Below are 18,954 nucleotides of genomic sequence, written 5' to 3'. Positions count from 1 at the left end.
GTCTAGATACTGGGCGATAACGCCGGTTTTCAACAAATATGGTGATTAGAGCACAATTGAACACTGTTCATTATTGTGTAACTATACATGAAACTAATACAGGATCTGATGATGACAATTACGCCACTTGCTCAAAATAGACCATTACTGTCATTGACGACGCTGTATCTGATTGTGTTTCTATTTTCAGCGTTTGCTCCCTCTTCAAGAGCGGTATGGATTGCCGAAACTGTCCCAGCGCTCGCGATATTGGTGGGTATTTGGTGGTTATCAACAAAGCTCACCTTCACTAAGACAGCTTACGTTTTGATGTTTATCTGGCTGATTTTGCATACGATAGGCGCAAAATATACCTTCGCGGAAGTGCCATTTGATTGGTTCAATAACATGATAGGTTCAGAACGGAATAACTTTGACCGTGTCGCGCACTTCTCTATTGGCCTTTATGCTTACCCACTCGCTGAGTACTTGATTCGTAAAAAACTGGCTCAACCGGTGCTTGCATGTTTCTTTGCGTTATTTGCGATCATGAGTGTTGCTGCAGGTTATGAAATCATCGAGTGGTGGTACGCGGAGATTGCAGGTGGTGATGAAGGTATCGCATTCCTTGGTTCACAAGGCGATATTTGGGATGCACAGAAAGATATGCTGTGTGATACGACGGGCGCAATTGTTTCGCTATTACTTCTTAAGCTTCAAGGGCGTGTCAGAGCTTACTGAGCTCAATTCTTTACTCTGAGTATCAAAAGCAACGTTGAAATGCCACACACAAACTGTGCTGTGGCATTTTTAGTTTCAACATTATTTTCTCGTTTATAATGATTGGTCGTTTCATCGTGACGGGTTATTTCATCGTTACCTTGCCACCAACAAACTTGTAGGCTGGCGTACCTCGAACCAAAGTGTCTCGCGCAAATTCAATCCCGCATTCAGGGCACACACATGGTTTTGTCGTGAAATCTTCAACGATACGCTCCTTAAAACATTTCACGAGTGCACCTTTGCCACCTTTCCGATACTTAAAAAGCTGCGTTTTACATTTGGCACAGAAAATCTGAACCGTCTTGGTCGGTTGTTTCTTGTTTGGTTTAGCCATAGAAGTTAATGATTGAACTCTTTATTTCTTAAGTTTAGGGGCGACAAGAACCAAGCTTATCCCTAGAAGTATAACGGTTGATGAGACTATAAATTGCATGGTGACAGGTTCAGATAACAATAATACACCACCAAGTGTTGCGATAACTGGAACAGAAAGCTGTGCAATAGACGCCACCACGGTATTCAGTTTTTTCACTACGTAATACCACAAACTATAACCGATACCAGAAGCCACAGAGCCCGATATAATCGCGTAAATCAAACCTTTCTCAGTGATAGACACTTGCGTTAACGCATTAGGTATCAAAACTAATAAGCTCAATGCCACAAGGATAACTAGCGAACTGAATCCAAAGTTAGCGGTGGTCGATTGCAGTGCGTTTGACGATTTCTTTCCTGCCAATGTGTAAATGCCCCACCCAACTCCGGCCAGAGACATCAAGATAATAGAAACTAAATCAGGTGCCTGTGTCGATTCCGTTGGCATTAATAAATAAACAAGCCCTGCTACCGATAACAAACATCCGCCCCATTCAATCAATGACATTCTGTTGCCAGAAAACAAGTGCGCGGCAATCATCGTAAATTGCACCGCGACAAACAACACCAGAGCACCAAGACCTGCGCCAAGCTCTAAGTAAGCAAACGAAAAACCAAACATATACACGAGCAGTGACAATATTGATGTGAGTTTAAACTGTGATTTGAGCTTTGTGTATAGCGATGTGTTACTTGCTAACTCACTTTTAGCTTTAGATTGGGAAGATAAAGCTAATAAAATCAAAAGCGTAAGCGCACCAGATAAGATGCGAACGATCGAAAAGCTCAAAGGATCAATCGTTTGATCCATTAAGGCCCAGCGACACAGAACTGAATTAGCAGCAAATGCCACCAGCGTAATAAATGTAACCATCAGAGTTTGCATCGTTTTTCCTAAATGAGTTGTTTGGTCCTAATTGAGTTTTCTTGGATTTCAATCAACGTCAGGCTTCACCCAAACTTGGCTAAAGTCGAACCAACCTAATGCATTACATTTCGCGTTTTGCAACGTACCACATTGATCTTTATTAACGCCTAACCAGCAATGGAACATTGGAATCAATTGATTGCTTTGGACAAGTTGTTTACCGAGTTGTCTTGCTGGGAATTGCTCGAATTCCCCCGAACGCCAACGGTCAATCATGTGACACCATTGGTCGAAGTCTTCTGCCGGGCTAGATTCATCAAGAAAACTGTAGTCCATTAGCCAACCGGCTAAAGCGTCGTCTCTGTTATTAGCGATACCCATAGGGCTAATCCAAATATCGACATCATCAGCGTGTGGAGGATCGGTTTCGTAACCGTAAAGATCAACATCGACGTTGTATTGCTTCAGCACCGTGACAATCGCCTTGGCAAGCGTTGGAAACATTGGGTGTTGGCATTGATACGCCAATCTTATCGTTGGTTTGGAAATTGCTGGTGGACAAACTGGCACCTTCAATTTGATGTCATACCAACCAGGTTTTATGCCATAAGCGTGTAACACGCCCAAATCGATAACGGTCTCTTTTGGAATATGAACAAACAGATCCGCCGCATTCAACGCGTTAGATAAAAACTGTGCCCATGCAGGATCTTGTGCAATACCTTTCTTTCTATTGAGCAGTAAATACGTGCAGCCAGGATCGAGTTCTACTTCATCGCTATCGCCACGGTCGGCCATAACAGGCTTAGATAGGCTTGGGTAAACCATTGAAGAATAAGCCTCATCCACCACCCAAACTTCAACGCGATCAATTAACGGTCTAAAACCAAAGTACCCATTAAAAGCGGTTAACACGAGTTGTTTCTCGTCGTTCTTTTCGATGCGATAAGGTCCCGTTCCAATCGGTCGAATATCGTAATCTTCACCACGTAAAGTGATCGGTAACGTGACTTTAGCGACCGATTCCGTTAGTGCGAGCGGAAAATACTTGTCTGGGCGTGTGAGAAAGACATCTACGACACAATTTGCAGGTGAAGAGACATCTTTGATATGCGAAAACATGTTGAGAGGTTCGAGGGCAAGAAGTGTATCCACAACATGGTTGGTTAACAGAGGTTCTCCGTTATGAAAACGAACACCTGGCCTCAAGAAGAACCGCCATTGATAATCACTAATCTGCTGCCACGAGTGCGCAAGATCAGGCTGGAGCTGATCGTTTTCATCCAAACGCGTTAGACCACTGAAGACTTGGCAGGCGATGTGTTGCTCTGAACGACGCATAGACTTTATCGGATTAAGCATGGATAGCGGACGGTAATAAGGCAAACGAATAACTTGTTCGCCTTCTTGATACTGTACACCCAAGTAGTTTTGAATAACTTGGGTGAGTTTGGCAGCATTGTGATCAAGCACTGACAGCGCCTGTCCAATTTTGCCTTCTTGTAAATAGCGTCTTGCTAGGTTCTCGCTGACATCACAACGATTCTGTTTAAAGATAAGTTGAGATAACTTCCCTCGACCAGCTGCAGGTAACCATTCTACCCACCCTTCTTCTTCAAGCTTGTTGAGTACCATTCGGGCATTACGACGGGTACAACAAAGCACATCCGTGATGTCGTCGAGTTGAACATCAGAATCTTTACCATCGAAGTATTCAAACAGGGTTTCAAATTGAACGCGAAGTCTTGGGCTGCTCATAAAGAGGAAAACTTATTCAAAGGACATTGAATTCAGTTTCCCTATTTTATGGCGTAAAATCAATATTACTGACACAATTTTATTGTGAATTATGAGTACGACACCCTAAGATGTTATTCAGTCTTAAGGGTTAAGTGCTTTTACCGTAAAGGATTACATTACATCGCAGCCAATTTCATTGGCGATTTCACGGAGCTGCTGTTCATCGTCTAATTTTATCGACCATTTACACTCAGAACCGTTAGCTGAAATAACATTTGCCCCTTTTCCGATCAATTGAATTGCATCAACTTGGGCTTGCAGCGTGACTCTATGCTCCCCATCTAAACGAACAACCAATTCATGTGCGGTTGCGATGACTTTTCCACTTTTAAACGTTATGACCATGGGCTTCTCGGGTTACTTCTTTAAATACTGATTGCTTGTTCTAAGTACTGATTACTTCTTCTAAAGACAAAACCAGCGTACGACTGCCTAGTCTGTTATCGCTTATGTTTCTTAACGGCAATGGTTAAACGGCTGGTACAAACTAAGCGTTGACGATCATCAGTGATATTGATCTGCCATACTTGAGTAGAGACGCCCAAGTGAATAGGCTCAGCAGTACCAATGACATGCCCTTCACGCATTGACCTTACGTGGTTCGCATTGATATCGAGCCCAACGCAATAATAGCCTTCTGGTACGCAGAAGTTTGCAGCCAATGAGCCAAGCGTTTCTGCTAGCACAACCGATGCGCCGCCATGAAGCATACCCAGTGGTTGGTGCGTAAAGTGACAAACCGGCATGGTTGCTACCAAAGAATTGTCATTTACTTCGGTGTAAACAATGTTGAGGTGTTCAATTAAGGTATTTTTTGAGGTCGCGTTGAAGGTATCTAGGTCAACGGGCTTTTTCCAAATACTCATATAGGTTCCTTAATTATTGATCTTGTTATCGCGTGCATAGCTTTTTTCTATATTACCGCTGTTAGTTATCTTACAGCCCTTAGCTATTACGCAAGTTGATGTTAACATGCATAAAAACCGAATACACAGAGGATATTGTATGACGTCATGGATGAAGTTTGCCTCGCTTCTCACACTTGCAGGCCTAACCGCGTGTAGCGCTTCTCCGACAGGCAGAAACCAATTGCTGCTTTTTTCAGATAAAGACATGTCTCAGCTTGGTGCACAGTCTTTTGAACAAATGAAAAAAGAACAACCCATCAGCAAAGATGCCAAAACTAACGCTTATGTACAGTGCGTAGCGAACAGCATCACTCAATATATTCCTAAACAAGGTTTTAGTGAATGGGAAGTTGTTGTGTTTGATAGTGATCAAGTGAACGCATTCGCCCTACCTGGCGGAAAAATCGGTGTATACACAGGGTTACTCAAGGTTGCAGTCAATCAAGACCAACTCGCGACGGTTATCGGTCACGAAGTGGCACACGTTTTAGCGGACCACAGTAATGAGCGCCTTTCTCAGTCTCAAATCGCTAATACGGGCTTATCTATTACTAACGTTGCGTTAGGTGCATCAGAATACAAACAGTATCAAGGTATGACGATGGCCGCGTTAGGGTTAGGCGTTCAATATGGCGTTATTCTACCGTATGGGCGAACTCAAGAGTCTGAAGCCGATGTTGTTGGTTTAGAGTATATGGCTCAAGCAGGTTTCGATCCAAACCAAAGTGTCAACTTGTGGCAAAACATGGCGAAAGCATCAGGGGGTAATCAACCGCCAGAGTTGCTTTCTACGCACCCTTCCCACAGTACGCGTATTAAAGATCTACAAGCAACGATAAAAACGCTTCCTCAATCAGGTTCACCAAGACCAAATTGCAAAGCGTAATCTAAGTAAGAATCGCCTAGCTGGTGTAAATACAAAAATGCCCTATCCATATTGGTTAGGGCATTTTTAGTTTCTTGCTTGCTAACAGTTCAAGTGCACTAAGTAGCTGGATAATTCCAACAACAGAAATTCACAGGTTAAGTACCAAGAATTTGTAATGGTAGGCTTAATAGCTGATCACCAGTAGATGCAAAATACCAGATGACACCAATCAAACTGCTCACTAAACCCACATACCAAACGAACGACACGACTTGCCCGTATTTGTCTAACGGTAACAAGTGACTGTGATGACGTCCTTTCCATTCGAACAGTATTTCAACACTGCCCATGATCAATAAGAAACCAAACAGGGTTAAATTCAACTGATAACTCAATACCACACCAGCAACGGCAGCCGCGACACAAAGTACAATGCCAAGTACGCTGTTCATCGAGAAACTGATACTTTTAAGAACATGTCCGCCATCGAGAGGCAAAATCGGCAATAGATTGAACAGGTTTAATAGAGCATTAAATACTGCAAGGCCGGCAAAGAACATTTCGCCAGTCGCCCAGTACAGCACCATAAATACTAACGACAATATCAGGCCGAACAATGGCCCCATGATTGATATAACCACATCTTGCCAACGCGTATTAATCTTTTCATCGGATAACGCCAAGCCACCAAGAAATGGTATCAAATAGATCCCTTTGGTTTTCATGCCGAAGTATTTCATCGCTCTAATATGACCGTACTCATGGAACATTAAACAGGCGATTAAGGCCAAAGCGAACTGAATTGAAAACAACCATGAATAGGCCGCTAAACTCGCAGAAGCAAGTACGACCTTGATTAGCTTGGCGCTTTTTAGCGCTTTCATACCGAGCGACACCAACCCAATTAAGCTAAAACGCTTCTCTGGTTTAGGAGCGACAACAGGAGTTTGTTGTTCGATATCTTTGGTGTTTCGATTGCCTTCGGAAATGGTTTGGCCATTGACCAATGCTTTATACGTCATCTCAAACGGTTGCCACTGAACTGTCGACTCAACGTGACACTGCAACGTTTCTTCGCCAGCGCGTAGTGTAAATTCGTGTTTTCGTGCGTCTTCTTGGTCTGTGGTCGCATCTAATTGAGATACCAAAGTGTTATCCCAATACAACTGTTGCCACCCTGCCATTGATCCTTCTAAACGAAGCGGTTTTCCAAGAAACTCTATCGCGAGTAATTCCAAACTTAAAATTCCAATTTAATGACTTCTAACGAGTGTCGATATTATGCCGATTTAGCGAATGGTGGTAAACAGAAACAAAGTTGTTACATATTGAGCTATTGAACACTATTTATACCGCAACGATGCATAAACACTCTGGTCACACCTCCAACCACGAATAAATTATTGATTATACTTATATTATCGATGTTAAAGTGTCGCCCCTTTAAAACATAACCTCACAAAATAACAACTCTTTCTTTGACTTTATATAAAACATGAATTTAACATGCCATTTACATTAGAGCTTCAACACCAAAAATGCTCAGTGTGTTTTCAAACCATAATAACGAAATTCGATGCCCTAGGAGGGTCAAGGATGAAAACAATACAACGCTCTCTCGTTTCACTTTCAGTACTATTTGCATGTAACTCACTTGCGGCTGGTTTCCAAGTTGCTGAGCATTCTGCCTCAGGTCTTGGTCGCGCATTCTCAGGTGAAGGCGCTGTAGCCGATAACGCGAGTGTACTAGCGAGAAACCCCGCCGCAATGACCCTATTTGATACAGCCCAATTTTCAGGCGCGGTTTCTATCGTTGATCCAGAGGTTAACGTCACTCAAACCAAAATTAATGATAGCGATTTCAATCAGAAGTCTTCTGACGTAGCCCCTTTACAAATAGTCCCTGCCGCTTACTACATTAGCCCTATCAACGATAAATGGGCTTGGGGGATTGGCATGTTCACTACATATGGCGTTGCTACTGATTATCCCGATGATATTTATGCAGGTGATTTAGCCGGTGACACATCTTTGGTGTCCGTAAACCTAAATCCAAACATTGCGTACAGAGTTAACGATAGCTTTAGTGTTGGAGCTGGCGTTAATTTTGTTTATGCAGAAGCTGAACTCAACAGACATAAAGGCAGCCTTCCTGTTGGTGGTTCATCAAGCGACAAATTGATATCGATGACTGGTGAGACATTTGCTTTTGGTTGGAACGTGGGTGCGTTATATGAACTAAACGAGTACAACCGTTTTGGCTTTGGTTACCGATCGTCTGTTGAACTCGATTTTGATGACGGTGAGTTCACTGACTATGTAGGTTTAAAAATGGCTAATGACCAGCCAGGAAAAACAACAGGGCGGCTAGAAATTGAGCTACCAGACATCTTCGAACTATCTGCTTTCCACCAACTAAATGATGCTTGGGCCGTACACTACGGTTGGCAGTTAACTAAGTGGAGTAAGTTCAAAGAGTTAAAAGCGACGAGTCCTGATTGTAAAAATAATGAATGTTTCTTAAAGACAGAACATTACGAAGACAACCAAAGATGGTCTGTAGGTGCTACTTACACGGTTAACCAAAACTGGACTTTACGTGCAGGTTTGGCATATGACGAACAAGCAGGTGAAGCAACCTTAAGTATCCCAGACAGCGATCGGATGTGGTATTCAGCGGGTTTAACTTACGCAGTTTCTGAAAACATGACTGTCGATGCTGCATTTGCTCTCGTGCAAAGTAAAAGTGGTTCATTCACAGAAACTGATGCTGCCGATGACAAGTTAACATTTGATGCTGAAGGCGCTGCTTACCTTTCTGCGATCCAACTAAACTATACCTTCAACTAACCGTACGGGAATAATTACATGAACAATAAATTTTCTTTTTCTCTCGTATGCTCGGCATTACTAATTGCTGGATGTGGTGATAATAGTGAAAGCTCAGGATCTATCTATTCTGATGCTATCGAACAATCCTTGGAACGAAGCTCAAAAGTCAGCTTTACGCTCTTAGGCCCAGAAGCAGATATTCCTCTGCCGTCTTTCTTTCTATTCGATACCAATGATCACACATTGAACATTCCTCTAGATGCAAAGTCAACGGGGTTACTGAATGATCCAAAAGTAGCGATGGGAGAAGCTGATGGTTGGAGTACTATCATGCCATTCACTATTAATGTGAATCTTCCAAGTGACAGAACGTTGAAGAATGATGTCGTGATGAACGGGACGACACCATTTAGCGCGCACCTAAATGCTGGCGTAAAAGTCGCTAAAGTGGATGTTGATCTTAGCACAGGGGTTATGTCTAACTTTACTGCACTAACAGCTGGTGTTGACTACTTAGTGGTATCCAGCGACTTCAAAACCATAAATATTGTGCCTCTTAAGGGGTTAGATCCTAGCTCTGACTATATCTACGCATTAACTGACTCAATTGTTGATAGTGCAGATGAACCACTCGGAACATCAAGCTCTTACGCGTCTCTAAAAACGACAGATATAGACCAAGCTGGCTCACTCGATTTACCACAAAAAATCATCCACCAGGTTGAAGCATTATTCGCTGGCTATGGGTCTGTATCAAGCTCAGATGAAATCATCTACTCATCTTGGTTTACCACCGCCTCGGCAGGTAACGTTATGCAAAATACTAAAAACGCGTTAGCACTAGGGTATGAATCAACCCAATCTCAGATTTGGCAAGGCAGCGCCAACCCGAACAATATTGATGCAGATATGCTCAATAGCCTTTATGAGATAGAAATAGACAGTGCAAGCCCGATCCCAAACACTATGCCATTTGATACCGCGTTAAGCGTTGACCCGTATGCAATGGCTGCTCTGGGGACGGCAGGTATTGATGCGCTCACAACCAACTACGCAGGTTTCAAGTTAGCAACAGGAAGCGAGATCACGGTATATCGTGCCAAGGTGAAATTGCCTTATTTTCTATCAAATGATACGGCGAATAGTGGTTGGAAAACTCAGCCTTGGCGCAGTAGCATGCCAAGTGTACTCAAGATACTAAAGGTTCTATCATCGGGTTCAGATGCGGATAAAGGTGAGATTGCACGACAACTATTTGAGTTAGGTATCTCAGATCCAGCTAATCAATTATTGGACCCAAACTACCAAAAAAACCTAATTGGTGCCGAACTCACCTTAGCGAATGGCTCACAGTTAGACCAGGAACGAATTTTAACCAAATACAGCCCAGTACCACAGATTCGCTCTGTTGAAAGCGTTGATGTTATTATGTTTATTCCTTCTGGTGTCCTTGTCGGTAACAGCCTGCCAGTACTTCAATACCAGCACGGTATTACCAGTTTAAAAGAGACCAGTTACGCTTTCGCGTTGCAGCATATTGCGGGCGCAATCCAAACCGGCCAGCAACCTTATGCCATTGTTGCGATTGATCAACCGCTACATGGTCAGCGAGGTCTTGGACAAAATGGAGAAGTCGTGACTACGCCAAACACACCGACTGTGTACATGAACCTTGAGTACTTACCGGTTGCCCGTGACAATATTAGACAAAGTGCGATTGATGGCATTGGTTTGAGACTTGCGCTCAATAACGGTACTGGTGCACCATTTAGCTCTTTAGATACGAGCAACGTCTCTTTGATGGGGCATTCTATTGGTGGCATTACTGGCATTAGCTCTTCAGCGGTAGCCAACACCAAAATTGATGCGAAATTCGGCATCACGGTTGATGACGAACTTGCTTATAAAGCGACAACGCTAGCGAATCCAGGCGGTGGTATCGGTCAATTCTTACTTGAATCTACCTCATTTTCCGGCACAATAAAGCATACGGTAATAGGTACTCAAGTCACCGCCTATCAAGACTATTATGCGGTCAATTGTTATAACAAAACGCCGGCAGTTGACGGTGGTGATTGCTTTGATGATTTCTATGAAACGCTCAGTGACTCGAACGCAAGTAATGAACAAAAGCAAACAAAAGCCGTGATTGATGCAACGCTCACGTCATTCACTTATGCGGCGCAAACCGTGTTAGACAATGTTGACCCGATTAACATAGCGACACTTATGTCTGGCCCTGTACTTGGCATACAAGCAGAAGGTGATGAAACAATACCTAATACGACTCGACTGCCTACAGCTGGCACGCAAGCTCTGTTTAGCAAACTTGAGTTAAAGAACAGTGTTAATCATTCTACAGGCCAATTATTGGCATCTTATTTTGCTCGCACTTCATTTGCTGAGCATAGTACTGTGATTGCACCACAAAAATCTCACCTACCTGCAGAAGACGACAGTGCCGCGCATGAAGAAATGGTATCACAAATTGTGCAATTCAATCTCACACAAGGTAATGCGACGGGTAGCTTGGTCGTTAACCCTGCACTGCTTGATGCAACGATTGATTAGCAACAAGTAACTAATGATTAAAAGGTAAATAGCCCAGATCATTAAGCCAAGTTATAACTTATTCATGCCAGCCTAACCGCTGGCATTTTTGTATCTGCCGTTCGAACAGTTCCCCTAGTTAACCGTTTGCATAAAACTTTAAAACACAAATGGTTGATCTCAGCTAAAATTAATCAAGACAGAATACCGTACGACCTCTTTCTTTATTGTAAATAAAGTGGATAATAGCCCCGTAATTTAATACCTAATAAATGTGAGTCCATTATGTCTTCTGAAGCTACTATGCTAGAACGCTGCCAATCTAAATGTGAACTATGTGGTTCTGATTCTTCTCTTACTGCATACGCAGTGCCGCCACACAGCCACGTAACAGTGGATCACGGCATCATGGTATGTGACAAATGTCTTGGTGAGATTGACGATCCTAAAGATATCAACCACTGGCGTTGTCTGACTGACAGCATGTGGAGCCAGGAAGCGCCAGTTCAAGTAACGGCATGGCGTCAACTTACTCGTCTGAACACAGAAAGCTGGGCTCAGGACGCGCTAGACATGATGTACCTTGAAGAAGAAACATCAGTTTGGGCACAAATCGGCATGTCTGCTGATGACAAGCCTCTTGATGTGAATGGCGTTGAACTTAAGAAAGGTGACGACGTAACAGTAATCAAAGACCTGCCAATCAAAGGTACTAACCAAGTGATTAAGCAAGGTACTGTTATTCGTGGTATCAGCGTTGGTGACGATCCTAAGCTTGTTTCTGGTAAAACAAACGGCGGTCAATCAATGTACGTAATCGCTGAGTTCTGCCGTAAGAAGTAATCTTACTGTAAGAAAGTGATAGAAAACGAAAAGGCGCTAATTAGCGCCTTTTTTCTTGGAAAAATTCAACCTATTCCGTTGTTCTAGAAACCACTGCCTACGTTAAAGTAGATAGCGCGTTCTTCATGGCTTTGCGCATAATCCATCCCAAGGTGCAAACCGTAACGTCTCGCGATTTGGTATCGAAAGCCGACACCTCCGGCATTGACGGTACTGTCGTGGCTTATGCCGTTATCTTGCTTTGCAACCCCTGAACCGTAAAACCCAGACACCTTCCAACGATGAGTGATGCTATACGTCAATTGGCCTTGAATTGTTTCAATCTCATCTCCTTGGTACCGATAAGATGACACCCCGCGTAACGACACGTACGGTTTCGCTGTGGGTGATACAAACAGGTCTTGCTGTTCGAAGCTTTGATAATTTGCAGCCAAGCCTAACGTCCATTTATTGGTAATTGGGATATAGGCTTCGCCATCTATGTTCAAATTTCGGTAATTGTAATCACTGCCAATCGCATCGTCGTACACCATGTAATCTGCAGACAATTTGTAACCTTTGGTTGGATAAAATAAATTATCTCTTGTGTCATATTCAGCCTCCAACCCTAAACCAGAAGTAACCGATTCGTTACCCAAAATTCGGTCTAAAACCATGTTATCAAATTCAATCTCAGACTTAGCTAATAACTGCTTTATTCCCAACATCCAAGGCGTATGCCCAATCCGGAACTGCACCTTTTGTGAAAGTACGGCTACCGAAGTTGACGTGCCTATTCTAAGGTCATGATCTATGGGGCCCCAGTTGATTGATGTGTACAAATCCAAATTCGCAACACCAAAGCCGCCGCCTCCTGTGTAACGAATGGAATCATTCATCCAAGATCGTCTATGGCCACCAAATACAAACCAAGTTTCGTTCTCTGTCCCTACTGCGCCCACTACTGACATTGCTGAGGGTACTAACTGCGCACCACCATCTATGGCAGAAAGAGCAGCTTGCTTTCTTTGTCGCTTTTCCTCATCCGTCTCATGTAAAAACAAACCAGCCACACCGCCGCCGTACCCCACCGCAGGCTCGGTAATCAAAATTGGGATAGGCAAAAAGCCATGTGCGTTTTCCGCAAGGTGATGCCCCATATCAAATTGACCATCAACAGGATCATAAAACGATGCGAAAGAAGATGTTGTAAATAAAAAGCAGGAAAGAAGAACAATGCCGCCGCAGCGAGTCATAAAATTTGCCTCATAAAAAAGACCGGGTGACGAAACCCGGCCAAAAGTTTGCTTCCTTGCAATAAACATAGAAATTAAACACTTATTGCCAATAAAGGGGGTCCTTAATCGACAGGCATAGAATAGGCCAAATAATGGTGTTGCCCTACTCTTATATAGAGGATGTCGCCCTACAAAATTAAAGAGCTTTCGAGATGACAGAAACGCAAAAGGCTCATATAAATGAGCCTCTATTAATAAGTTACCTACATTCTTCCTTTGCTAATATTGACTCAATACTCGATCAACATGTTCTTGTATAACAGATAAAACCGATAATTTTACATCCTTCACTTGCTTAGAATGATTGCACCAAAGCGCAAAACCGAATTTGAATCCTTGGTGCATTTCAGACGACTGTATAGGTTCAATGTCGTAATGGGAAAATTCAGAATGAGCAAACGTTTTTGGTAACAGTGCCCACCCTAAACCGGCTTCAACCATTTTAATAACTAACGCCAATTGATTGACTTCTTCGTTATCGGAGCTGATGGTTACTTTTTCTGACATTCCCTCTTCAATAAACGATCTCAAGATAAACTGCTTTGAATTTCTTAACGCTAAAAGTACATCCTCTTGCGCCAAAGATGAGAACTCACCATTTTTTTGAACGAATGGGGAAAATTCAATGTGACCTAGAAAAGTCGCATCAAAGCTGTGTATACCCCGGCTGTCATGCACATTGACTAATCCAAAGTGGTACTCGCCACTTTGAAGGCCCTTCTTAATATCCTTTTTGTTTCGGATTAAAAAGTTCACTCGCATCATCGGGAAATCACTACGCAGTTTCTTTCGAATATCCAAAAGCATTTGATGAGGTATCACACCAGAATAAGCAAAGGTGATGTTTTCCAACCCGCCATAAGACAAGCTCAAAGCCACCTTGTCGAATGTTCTTGCCTGTTCAATCGTTTGCTTAGCGTAGTGGTAAAGAAGATGACCATCTTCTGTCGGCTTTACAGAGCGTCCAACCCTTTCAAATAGGCTTACCGCGAGTTGGTCTTCAAGGTTAGTTATAACCTGCCCGATTGTCGTTCTGTGCTTGTTAAGCTTGACTGCTGCCTTGCTGAAAGACAGTTGGTCATAGACAGTTACAAAAGCAAGAAGTTGTTCAATGCTGAAATTCATTTTGTTGTGCTTACTTTTAATCGTTATGTCTTTAAATTATCACAGGTTGGCGAAATATCTACTTTGTCAGAATAATATTAGTGAAAATAATTCGTCAATTTGAAACAAAAAAACCTACTTAAGCTAGTAGGTTTTATCGTTGATGTCAAACGAATAACTTAAATGTATTCGATAACTCGAGCTAGATAGTTAAAGTCCCCAGAATCACCGTGGTAATTACGGTAAACATCGACACTGAAATATCTAGGTTGGTCCACTTGAATATGCTCAGCAATTCGCTGCTCGATGGATTCTAGAGTTTCACCTGTTTGCGAGTAAATGTATTTCTTGGTGGTCTTTTGAAGCTGGCGTTCTTTAGCTTCTTTGTGTGTGACGTAATTGTTCACGTCAACCCACTGACCAATGTAGTCAATCTCCACGTAGTCTGAATTTTCTTCAACCATGAACAACGCCGCTTCTTGTTGAACGTCGGCCAGTTGTAGCATGTCGTTATCGACTTTTTGCTGTTCCATTGAGGTCACATTTTGTGCCATGGCAGCGCTAGACGTTGCCATGATAAGTAGCGCTAAAGCTGTTTTATTCATTTTACGATATCCCTAAATTAAGGTAATTCTGTTACCCAAGGTTTGCCCTGAGTTGCTTTGTGATAACCATATTCGTATATGGTTAATAAATAGTGTTCATCAAACATGTCTTTGGTTCGTTTGGCGTAACCAAAGTCGTGCTCGATGTAAGTAAATTGCATATCAATGTTGTTGATTTCACAGATGTATTTCATTCGATATAAATCACCACGTGTTTGAGCAAGAGTCAGGCTTGATACGCTCTTTGCTACTAAATCTAGACCCTTATCTCTCAGCGAGTGGTACGGCGCTTTCAGTGCTCCATTTCGAATAACATCGAGCTGTGGTGGTTTTTCTAACCCAAGAGCATCTGAGATCTGCTGATAGTCGAAGTTAGATGGATTGAAAAATACTTGAGCGGCTAAACCACCATCGACGTGAAGTTCTTCATAACTTTTACCTTCGTACTTCACATTGATAAACTGCGGTGGGAAGACTCCAGGAATAGAAGCACTTGCTGCTAAAACCTTATATATAAGTTCAGACTTATCTGGCATGTCACTATTTGCAATTGCGCCCACATTCCAAATGACAAGCTCTCCAGAATCAAAGTGTGTGCTACCAATAAACAAACGCTTACCGTTGCGGTGTCGCGCAGCAATTTGCTCGATCATCGGTTCAGGGAACGCCTGAGCGATAAATTGATTCAAGTTTTTACCGTCAGTAAAAGCATCTTTAAACACGGTGTTTAAAAAGTTCTTTTTGCCGAGCACTGATTTGTCATTGATGTTTAACATCACCTCCTTCATCTTCGGAAATGCATCTCCGCCGATGAATACAAATGGTGCCATTAGCGCTCCTGCACTGATGCCAGTAACTATTGAGTAGTCTTTCAATTGGCCAGATTCTTCCAACCCTATCAAAATACCGGCTCCAAAGGCTCCGTTCGCGCCGCCTCCTGACAAAGCTAAGATATTTAGTTGCTCACCTGACACTTTAATTGGCGTTGTTTGATCGATTGGAGAGTATAAGAAGTCTGGGTTCTCACTCGCCCACATACGCAATGGCTCTTTTACTGATATCGCTTCTTCTACAACCACTTCTTTGTAATTGTCTTTGTGTACGCGTACATCCAACGTGTGGGGTGAGCTACATGCCACTACAAGTAATGACAAAGCAACGGTAAAACCCGAGGAAATTAGACGGTTCATAATTAGGCTCATTTAATGTTCTCTAAAATGATTCAGAAACTCTGTTTAATCAAAAGAACAGCTATAAACAGAGAAGTTAATAAATAGGGATAAAGTGAAGTCCGTCTCTTTCTGGGAGTAATATAGCTAGGTTTAGTCTTAGCTCGTAATCTCGTTTGTAGGATGCGACCCATCGAATAGGTACACCCTCCACCACTATCGGAGTTAAACGCTCTACCCGATTTTGACCACGTTGAAATCGTGGGTAGGCTCTACAAATTCATATTGTGCATTGATTGTTTGTAGCTCCCAAGTGCCATAGCTTTTAGTTAGCTCCAACACACCATAGACCGCGTTATTTGCATGTCGGAATGCAGCTATGGGAGACATTCTCTTTATTAACCCTGCGGTAAACAGGCCAGAGATAAGGTCACCGACACCAACCGGTTGTTGAGCAAATTCAATGTTCGGTCGTTGGGCTAAATAACATGCCTTTTTCGTTGCTAAAATCATACTGAACGCGTCATCGGGTAATGAGTGAAGATGCTTCACGAGCACCATCTTTGGACCAAGCTCCAATGCTTTCTTACATGCTGTAACCGCGTCATAAAGGGAGAGGATTTTAATGCCGGTCAATTCACTTAGTTCAAATTGGTTTGGCACTATAACATCGGCAATAGGAAGCAAGTGTTTAGTAATGGCGGTTCTAACGCCATCCTCAACGATACAACCTTTATCTGGGTCACCCATTACAGGGTCACAAACATAGAGTGCACTGTGGTTCTTTTCTTTAACTAAATTAACCGACTCGGCAACCGCTTTACATTGGTCTGCGCTTCCCTGATAACCCGATAGGATCGCACCACAGTCTTTCAGTACGTTGATGTTGTCTAAGCCTCGAATCAAGTTTCGAATATCATCTGAGCCGAATGTTTGCCCGGTCCAACCTTGTTGATATTGAGTGTGATTAGAGAACTGAACAGTGTGGATTGGCCACACATCGAGTCCCATTCTTTGGATTGGAAAAACCGCAGAACTGTTTCCTGCATGCCCGTAAACCACGTGAGATTGAATAGAAATAATGCTTTTCATACGTCGCTCTTTCAGTTTGAAATGGATTTGAATACTTGGATAAGACGACTAAATAAACACAACGGAAAATCAAGATAGGAAGTTTTATCGATTTAACCACTGTGCTTATTTGGTCGGAATAGCCTCGACATCGCCGAGGCTTATTCTTAATGAGTTGGACGTCATCGGCTTTAAATCATGTATTTGATTCTAAGCCAGACTTGAACTTATGCGTCTTGAAACTCAGCGAAGTGCTCGTCCAATACCTTGCGAGTTGCGCGGCCAATCAGTTCGTACTCATGGTGAGTCAGGTTAGCCAGAGATACGCGAACCGACGCATGTACAGTATCGAAGCCATTTCCTGGTAGTAAAATAACACCAGTTTCGTGAGCTAGACGGAATAAGAAATCTTTACCTTTACCGCTTGCTTTGAACCATTCAACGAACTCTTGACCGTATAGTTTGCCACCTAGAGTGTCTAACTCTAATAGTGTGTAGTAGTCCACACGATTCTTTGTTCTCTTCAACTTCTAGCCCCATGTTGGTGTATAGAGTTGTATAGCGCTCACGAATGATGCGCTTGCATGCTGCTTTGTAGCTACCTTCAGAATCCATTAGGCAAGTTAGAGCAAACATCGCCATTTGCACTTGTTGCGGTAGAGATAGACCGGCAGTGTGATTCAAGGCTACGCTACGGCTATCCGCAACGATGCGGTCGATGAACTTAATGTCACGTGGCTCTGGAGTCAGTGTTTTGTAACGGTCATCAAGTTGACACTGTTTTTCTTCGCTGAAAGAACTTAGTGCGTCATCAAATACGTTTTTGTGTTGGATACCAATGGTACCTAAACGCCAGCCTGTTGCGCCAAAGTACTTAGAGAACGAGTAAACACAAAGTGTGTTGTATGGTAGTTTTGCAAATAGAGAAACGAAGTCATCGGCAAATGTACCGTATACGTCATCAGTGATGATGAATAGGTCACTGCGTTGCTCATTCACAAAGTTTGTTAGGTTCTCTAGAGTCTCGTCAGAGAATTTCACTGATGCTGGATTAGCAGGGTTAACGACGCAAAGTAGTTTGATGTCTGTATCTGCCAGTTTCTCGATTTCAGACATTGGTAGCTGCCAAGTGGTCTCATCAAGACGCAGTTCAACGATCTCTAGTTCGTACTCAGAAAGCTCTGGGATTTCTAGGTAAGGGGTAAAGATTGGCGTAATTAGCGCCACTTTATCGCCTTTTTTCAATAGACCATTGTTGAACATCGTTTGGAATGTGTAGGTCATTGATGCCGTACCACCTTCCGTTGCGAACAAGTCAAAGTCCGTGGTCATTGGAACTGGGCCATACATCTCTTCTGCAATGTACTGCTTCACCACTTTCTCAATGTTAGTCAACATACGTGGTGGTACTGGGTAGTTACACGCTAGGTAAGCAAGAACGAGTTCGTTTAGGAACGCTTGTTTTTGGATGCCTAGACGATCTTTTGCGTAGCTTAGTGCGCGCTCGATGAACTGAACACCTTTGTCGTTTGAGTATTCTTTAGTAAACGTATCGAAACGCTCAACGATACCCACGCCATCAGGGATACCACCGAAATCACCACCGAGGTAAGCGTAGTTACGTTCCGCTTCCATTACTGCAAATTCACCCAAGCGAATAAATGCTTTACGTGGCAATGTTGCTAGGAAGTTTGGATTACCACGACCTGCGTCTAGTAAAGCACGATCTGGCACTGCTTGAGCAACTTCAATTAATTTGTCTTTTAATTCAAATGGGCTTAAATCAGCGAATTTTGAAAAGTCGATAGTTGTATTTTGTGTAGTCATAATATTTACCTAATAATTTAATATTAAACACTTGTAATTAAATAAAGTGTTTTACTTAAGCGTGATTATTCAGGCCTACCCTATTTTTGATTGGG

General features: G+C 42.7%; 16 protein-coding genes and 1 pseudogene. 5 read left to right on the top strand and 12 right to left on the bottom strand.

Features of this window, described 5'->3' with window-relative positions:
- Positions 1–111: 111 nt before the first annotated feature.
- Complete coding sequence (locus LMH68_RS20630) at positions 112–720, top strand: DUF2238 domain-containing protein (protein ID WP_229647553.1); 609 nt, start codon at positions 112–114, stop codon at positions 718–720.
- Positions 721–844: 124 nt separating this feature from the next.
- Here the strand turns inward: LMH68_RS20630 and LMH68_RS20625 are convergent, their stop codons facing one another.
- From LMH68_RS20625 to LMH68_RS20605, 5 genes are all read right to left on the bottom strand, one after another.
- Positions 845–1,096, bottom strand: a complete 252-nt coding sequence (locus LMH68_RS20625) for a hypothetical protein (RefSeq protein WP_017060071.1) — start codon at positions 1,094–1,096, stop codon at positions 845–847.
- Between the two features lie 21 nt (positions 1,097–1,117).
- Positions 1,118–2,023: a DMT family transporter gene (locus LMH68_RS20620; protein ID WP_229647515.1), complete on the bottom strand. Its 906-nt coding sequence runs from the start codon at positions 2,021–2,023 to the stop codon at positions 1,118–1,120.
- A 48-nt stretch (positions 2,024–2,071) separates the two neighbouring features.
- Positions 2,072–3,763 carry an SgrR family transcriptional regulator gene (locus LMH68_RS20615; protein ID WP_229647516.1) on the bottom strand — a complete coding sequence of 564 codons (1,692 nt, stop codon included), beginning with the start codon at positions 3,761–3,763 and terminating at the stop codon, positions 2,072–2,074.
- Positions 3,764–3,916: 153 nt separating this feature from the next.
- Positions 3,917–4,150: a DUF3389 domain-containing protein gene (locus tag LMH68_RS20610; protein ID WP_017064605.1), complete on the bottom strand. Its 234-nt coding sequence runs from the start codon at positions 4,148–4,150 to the stop codon at positions 3,917–3,919.
- Between the two features lie 95 nt (positions 4,151–4,245).
- Positions 4,246–4,671 carry a hotdog fold thioesterase gene (locus LMH68_RS20605; protein WP_017060067.1) on the bottom strand — a complete coding sequence of 142 codons (426 nt, stop codon included), beginning with the start codon at positions 4,669–4,671 and terminating at the stop codon, positions 4,246–4,248.
- A gap of 139 nt (positions 4,672–4,810) precedes the next feature.
- On the opposite strand from LMH68_RS20605, the gene LMH68_RS20600 reads away from it, so the two are divergent.
- A complete protein-coding gene (locus LMH68_RS20600; RefSeq protein ID WP_017060066.1) occupies positions 4,811–5,599 on the top strand; it encodes a M48 family metallopeptidase in 789 nt (262 codons plus the stop codon).
- Between the two features lie 137 nt (positions 5,600–5,736).
- On the opposite strand, the gene LMH68_RS20595 is transcribed toward LMH68_RS20600, so the two are convergent.
- A complete protein-coding gene (locus LMH68_RS20595; RefSeq protein ID WP_086968002.1) occupies positions 5,737–6,819 on the bottom strand; it encodes a site-2 protease family protein in 1,083 nt (360 codons plus the stop codon).
- A gap of 358 nt (positions 6,820–7,177) precedes the next feature.
- On the opposite strand from LMH68_RS20595, the gene LMH68_RS20590 reads away from it, so the two are divergent.
- The 3 genes from LMH68_RS20590 (at position 7,178) to LMH68_RS20580 (ending at position 11,806) form a co-directional block, all read left to right on the top strand.
- Complete coding sequence (locus tag LMH68_RS20590; protein WP_229647517.1) at positions 7,178–8,431, top strand: outer membrane protein transport protein; 1,254 nt, start codon at positions 7,178–7,180, stop codon at positions 8,429–8,431.
- An 18-nt stretch (positions 8,432–8,449) separates the two neighbouring features.
- Positions 8,450–10,984 (top strand): VolA/Pla-1 family phospholipase, encoded by a 2,535-nt coding sequence (locus tag LMH68_RS20585; protein WP_229647518.1) that lies wholly within the window; start codon positions 8,450–8,452, stop codon positions 10,982–10,984.
- 264 nt (positions 10,985–11,248) lie between these two features.
- Positions 11,249–11,806: a PhnA domain-containing protein gene (locus tag LMH68_RS20580; RefSeq protein WP_017060062.1), complete on the top strand. Its 558-nt coding sequence runs from the start codon at positions 11,249–11,251 to the stop codon at positions 11,804–11,806.
- Between the two features lie 83 nt (positions 11,807–11,889).
- Here LMH68_RS20580 and LMH68_RS20575 read toward each other — a convergent pair whose 3' ends face one another.
- From LMH68_RS20575 to LMH68_RS20550, 6 genes and pseudogenes are all read right to left on the bottom strand, one after another.
- Positions 11,890–13,041, bottom strand: a complete 1,152-nt coding sequence (locus LMH68_RS20575) for a BamA/TamA family outer membrane protein (protein WP_048608357.1) — start codon at positions 13,039–13,041, stop codon at positions 11,890–11,892.
- Between the two features lie 261 nt (positions 13,042–13,302).
- The gene (locus LMH68_RS20570) at positions 13,303–14,208 is read right to left on the bottom strand and encodes a LysR family transcriptional regulator (protein ID WP_413755839.1); all 906 of its coding nucleotides are present in this window, start codon (positions 14,206–14,208) and stop codon (positions 13,303–13,305) included.
- Positions 14,209–14,366: 158 nt separating this feature from the next.
- Entirely contained in the window at positions 14,367–14,792 is a 426-nt protein-coding gene (locus tag LMH68_RS20565; protein WP_017060059.1) for a hypothetical protein, read from the bottom strand.
- Between the two features lie 17 nt (positions 14,793–14,809).
- A complete protein-coding gene (locus LMH68_RS20560; protein WP_017060058.1) occupies positions 14,810–15,982 on the bottom strand; it encodes a patatin-like phospholipase family protein in 1,173 nt (390 codons plus the stop codon).
- A 213-nt stretch (positions 15,983–16,195) separates the two neighbouring features.
- Entirely contained in the window at positions 16,196–17,053 is an 858-nt protein-coding gene (gene pdxY / locus LMH68_RS20555) for a pyridoxal kinase PdxY (RefSeq protein ID WP_229647520.1), read from the bottom strand.
- A 206-nt stretch (positions 17,054–17,259) separates the two neighbouring features.
- A pseudogene (locus tag LMH68_RS20550) lies at positions 17,260–18,859 on the bottom strand (bifunctional aspartate transaminase/aspartate 4-decarboxylase).
- Positions 18,860–18,954: the final 95 nt, after the last annotated feature.

It is taken from the genome of Vibrio sp. F13 (assembly GCF_020806305.2).
GTDB classification, from domain to species: domain Bacteria; phylum Pseudomonadota; class Gammaproteobacteria; order Enterobacterales; family Vibrionaceae; genus Vibrio; species Vibrio crassostreae_C.
The sequence above is the reverse complement of the archived record's forward strand: the minus strand, read 5'-3'. Positions and strand labels throughout refer to the sequence as shown.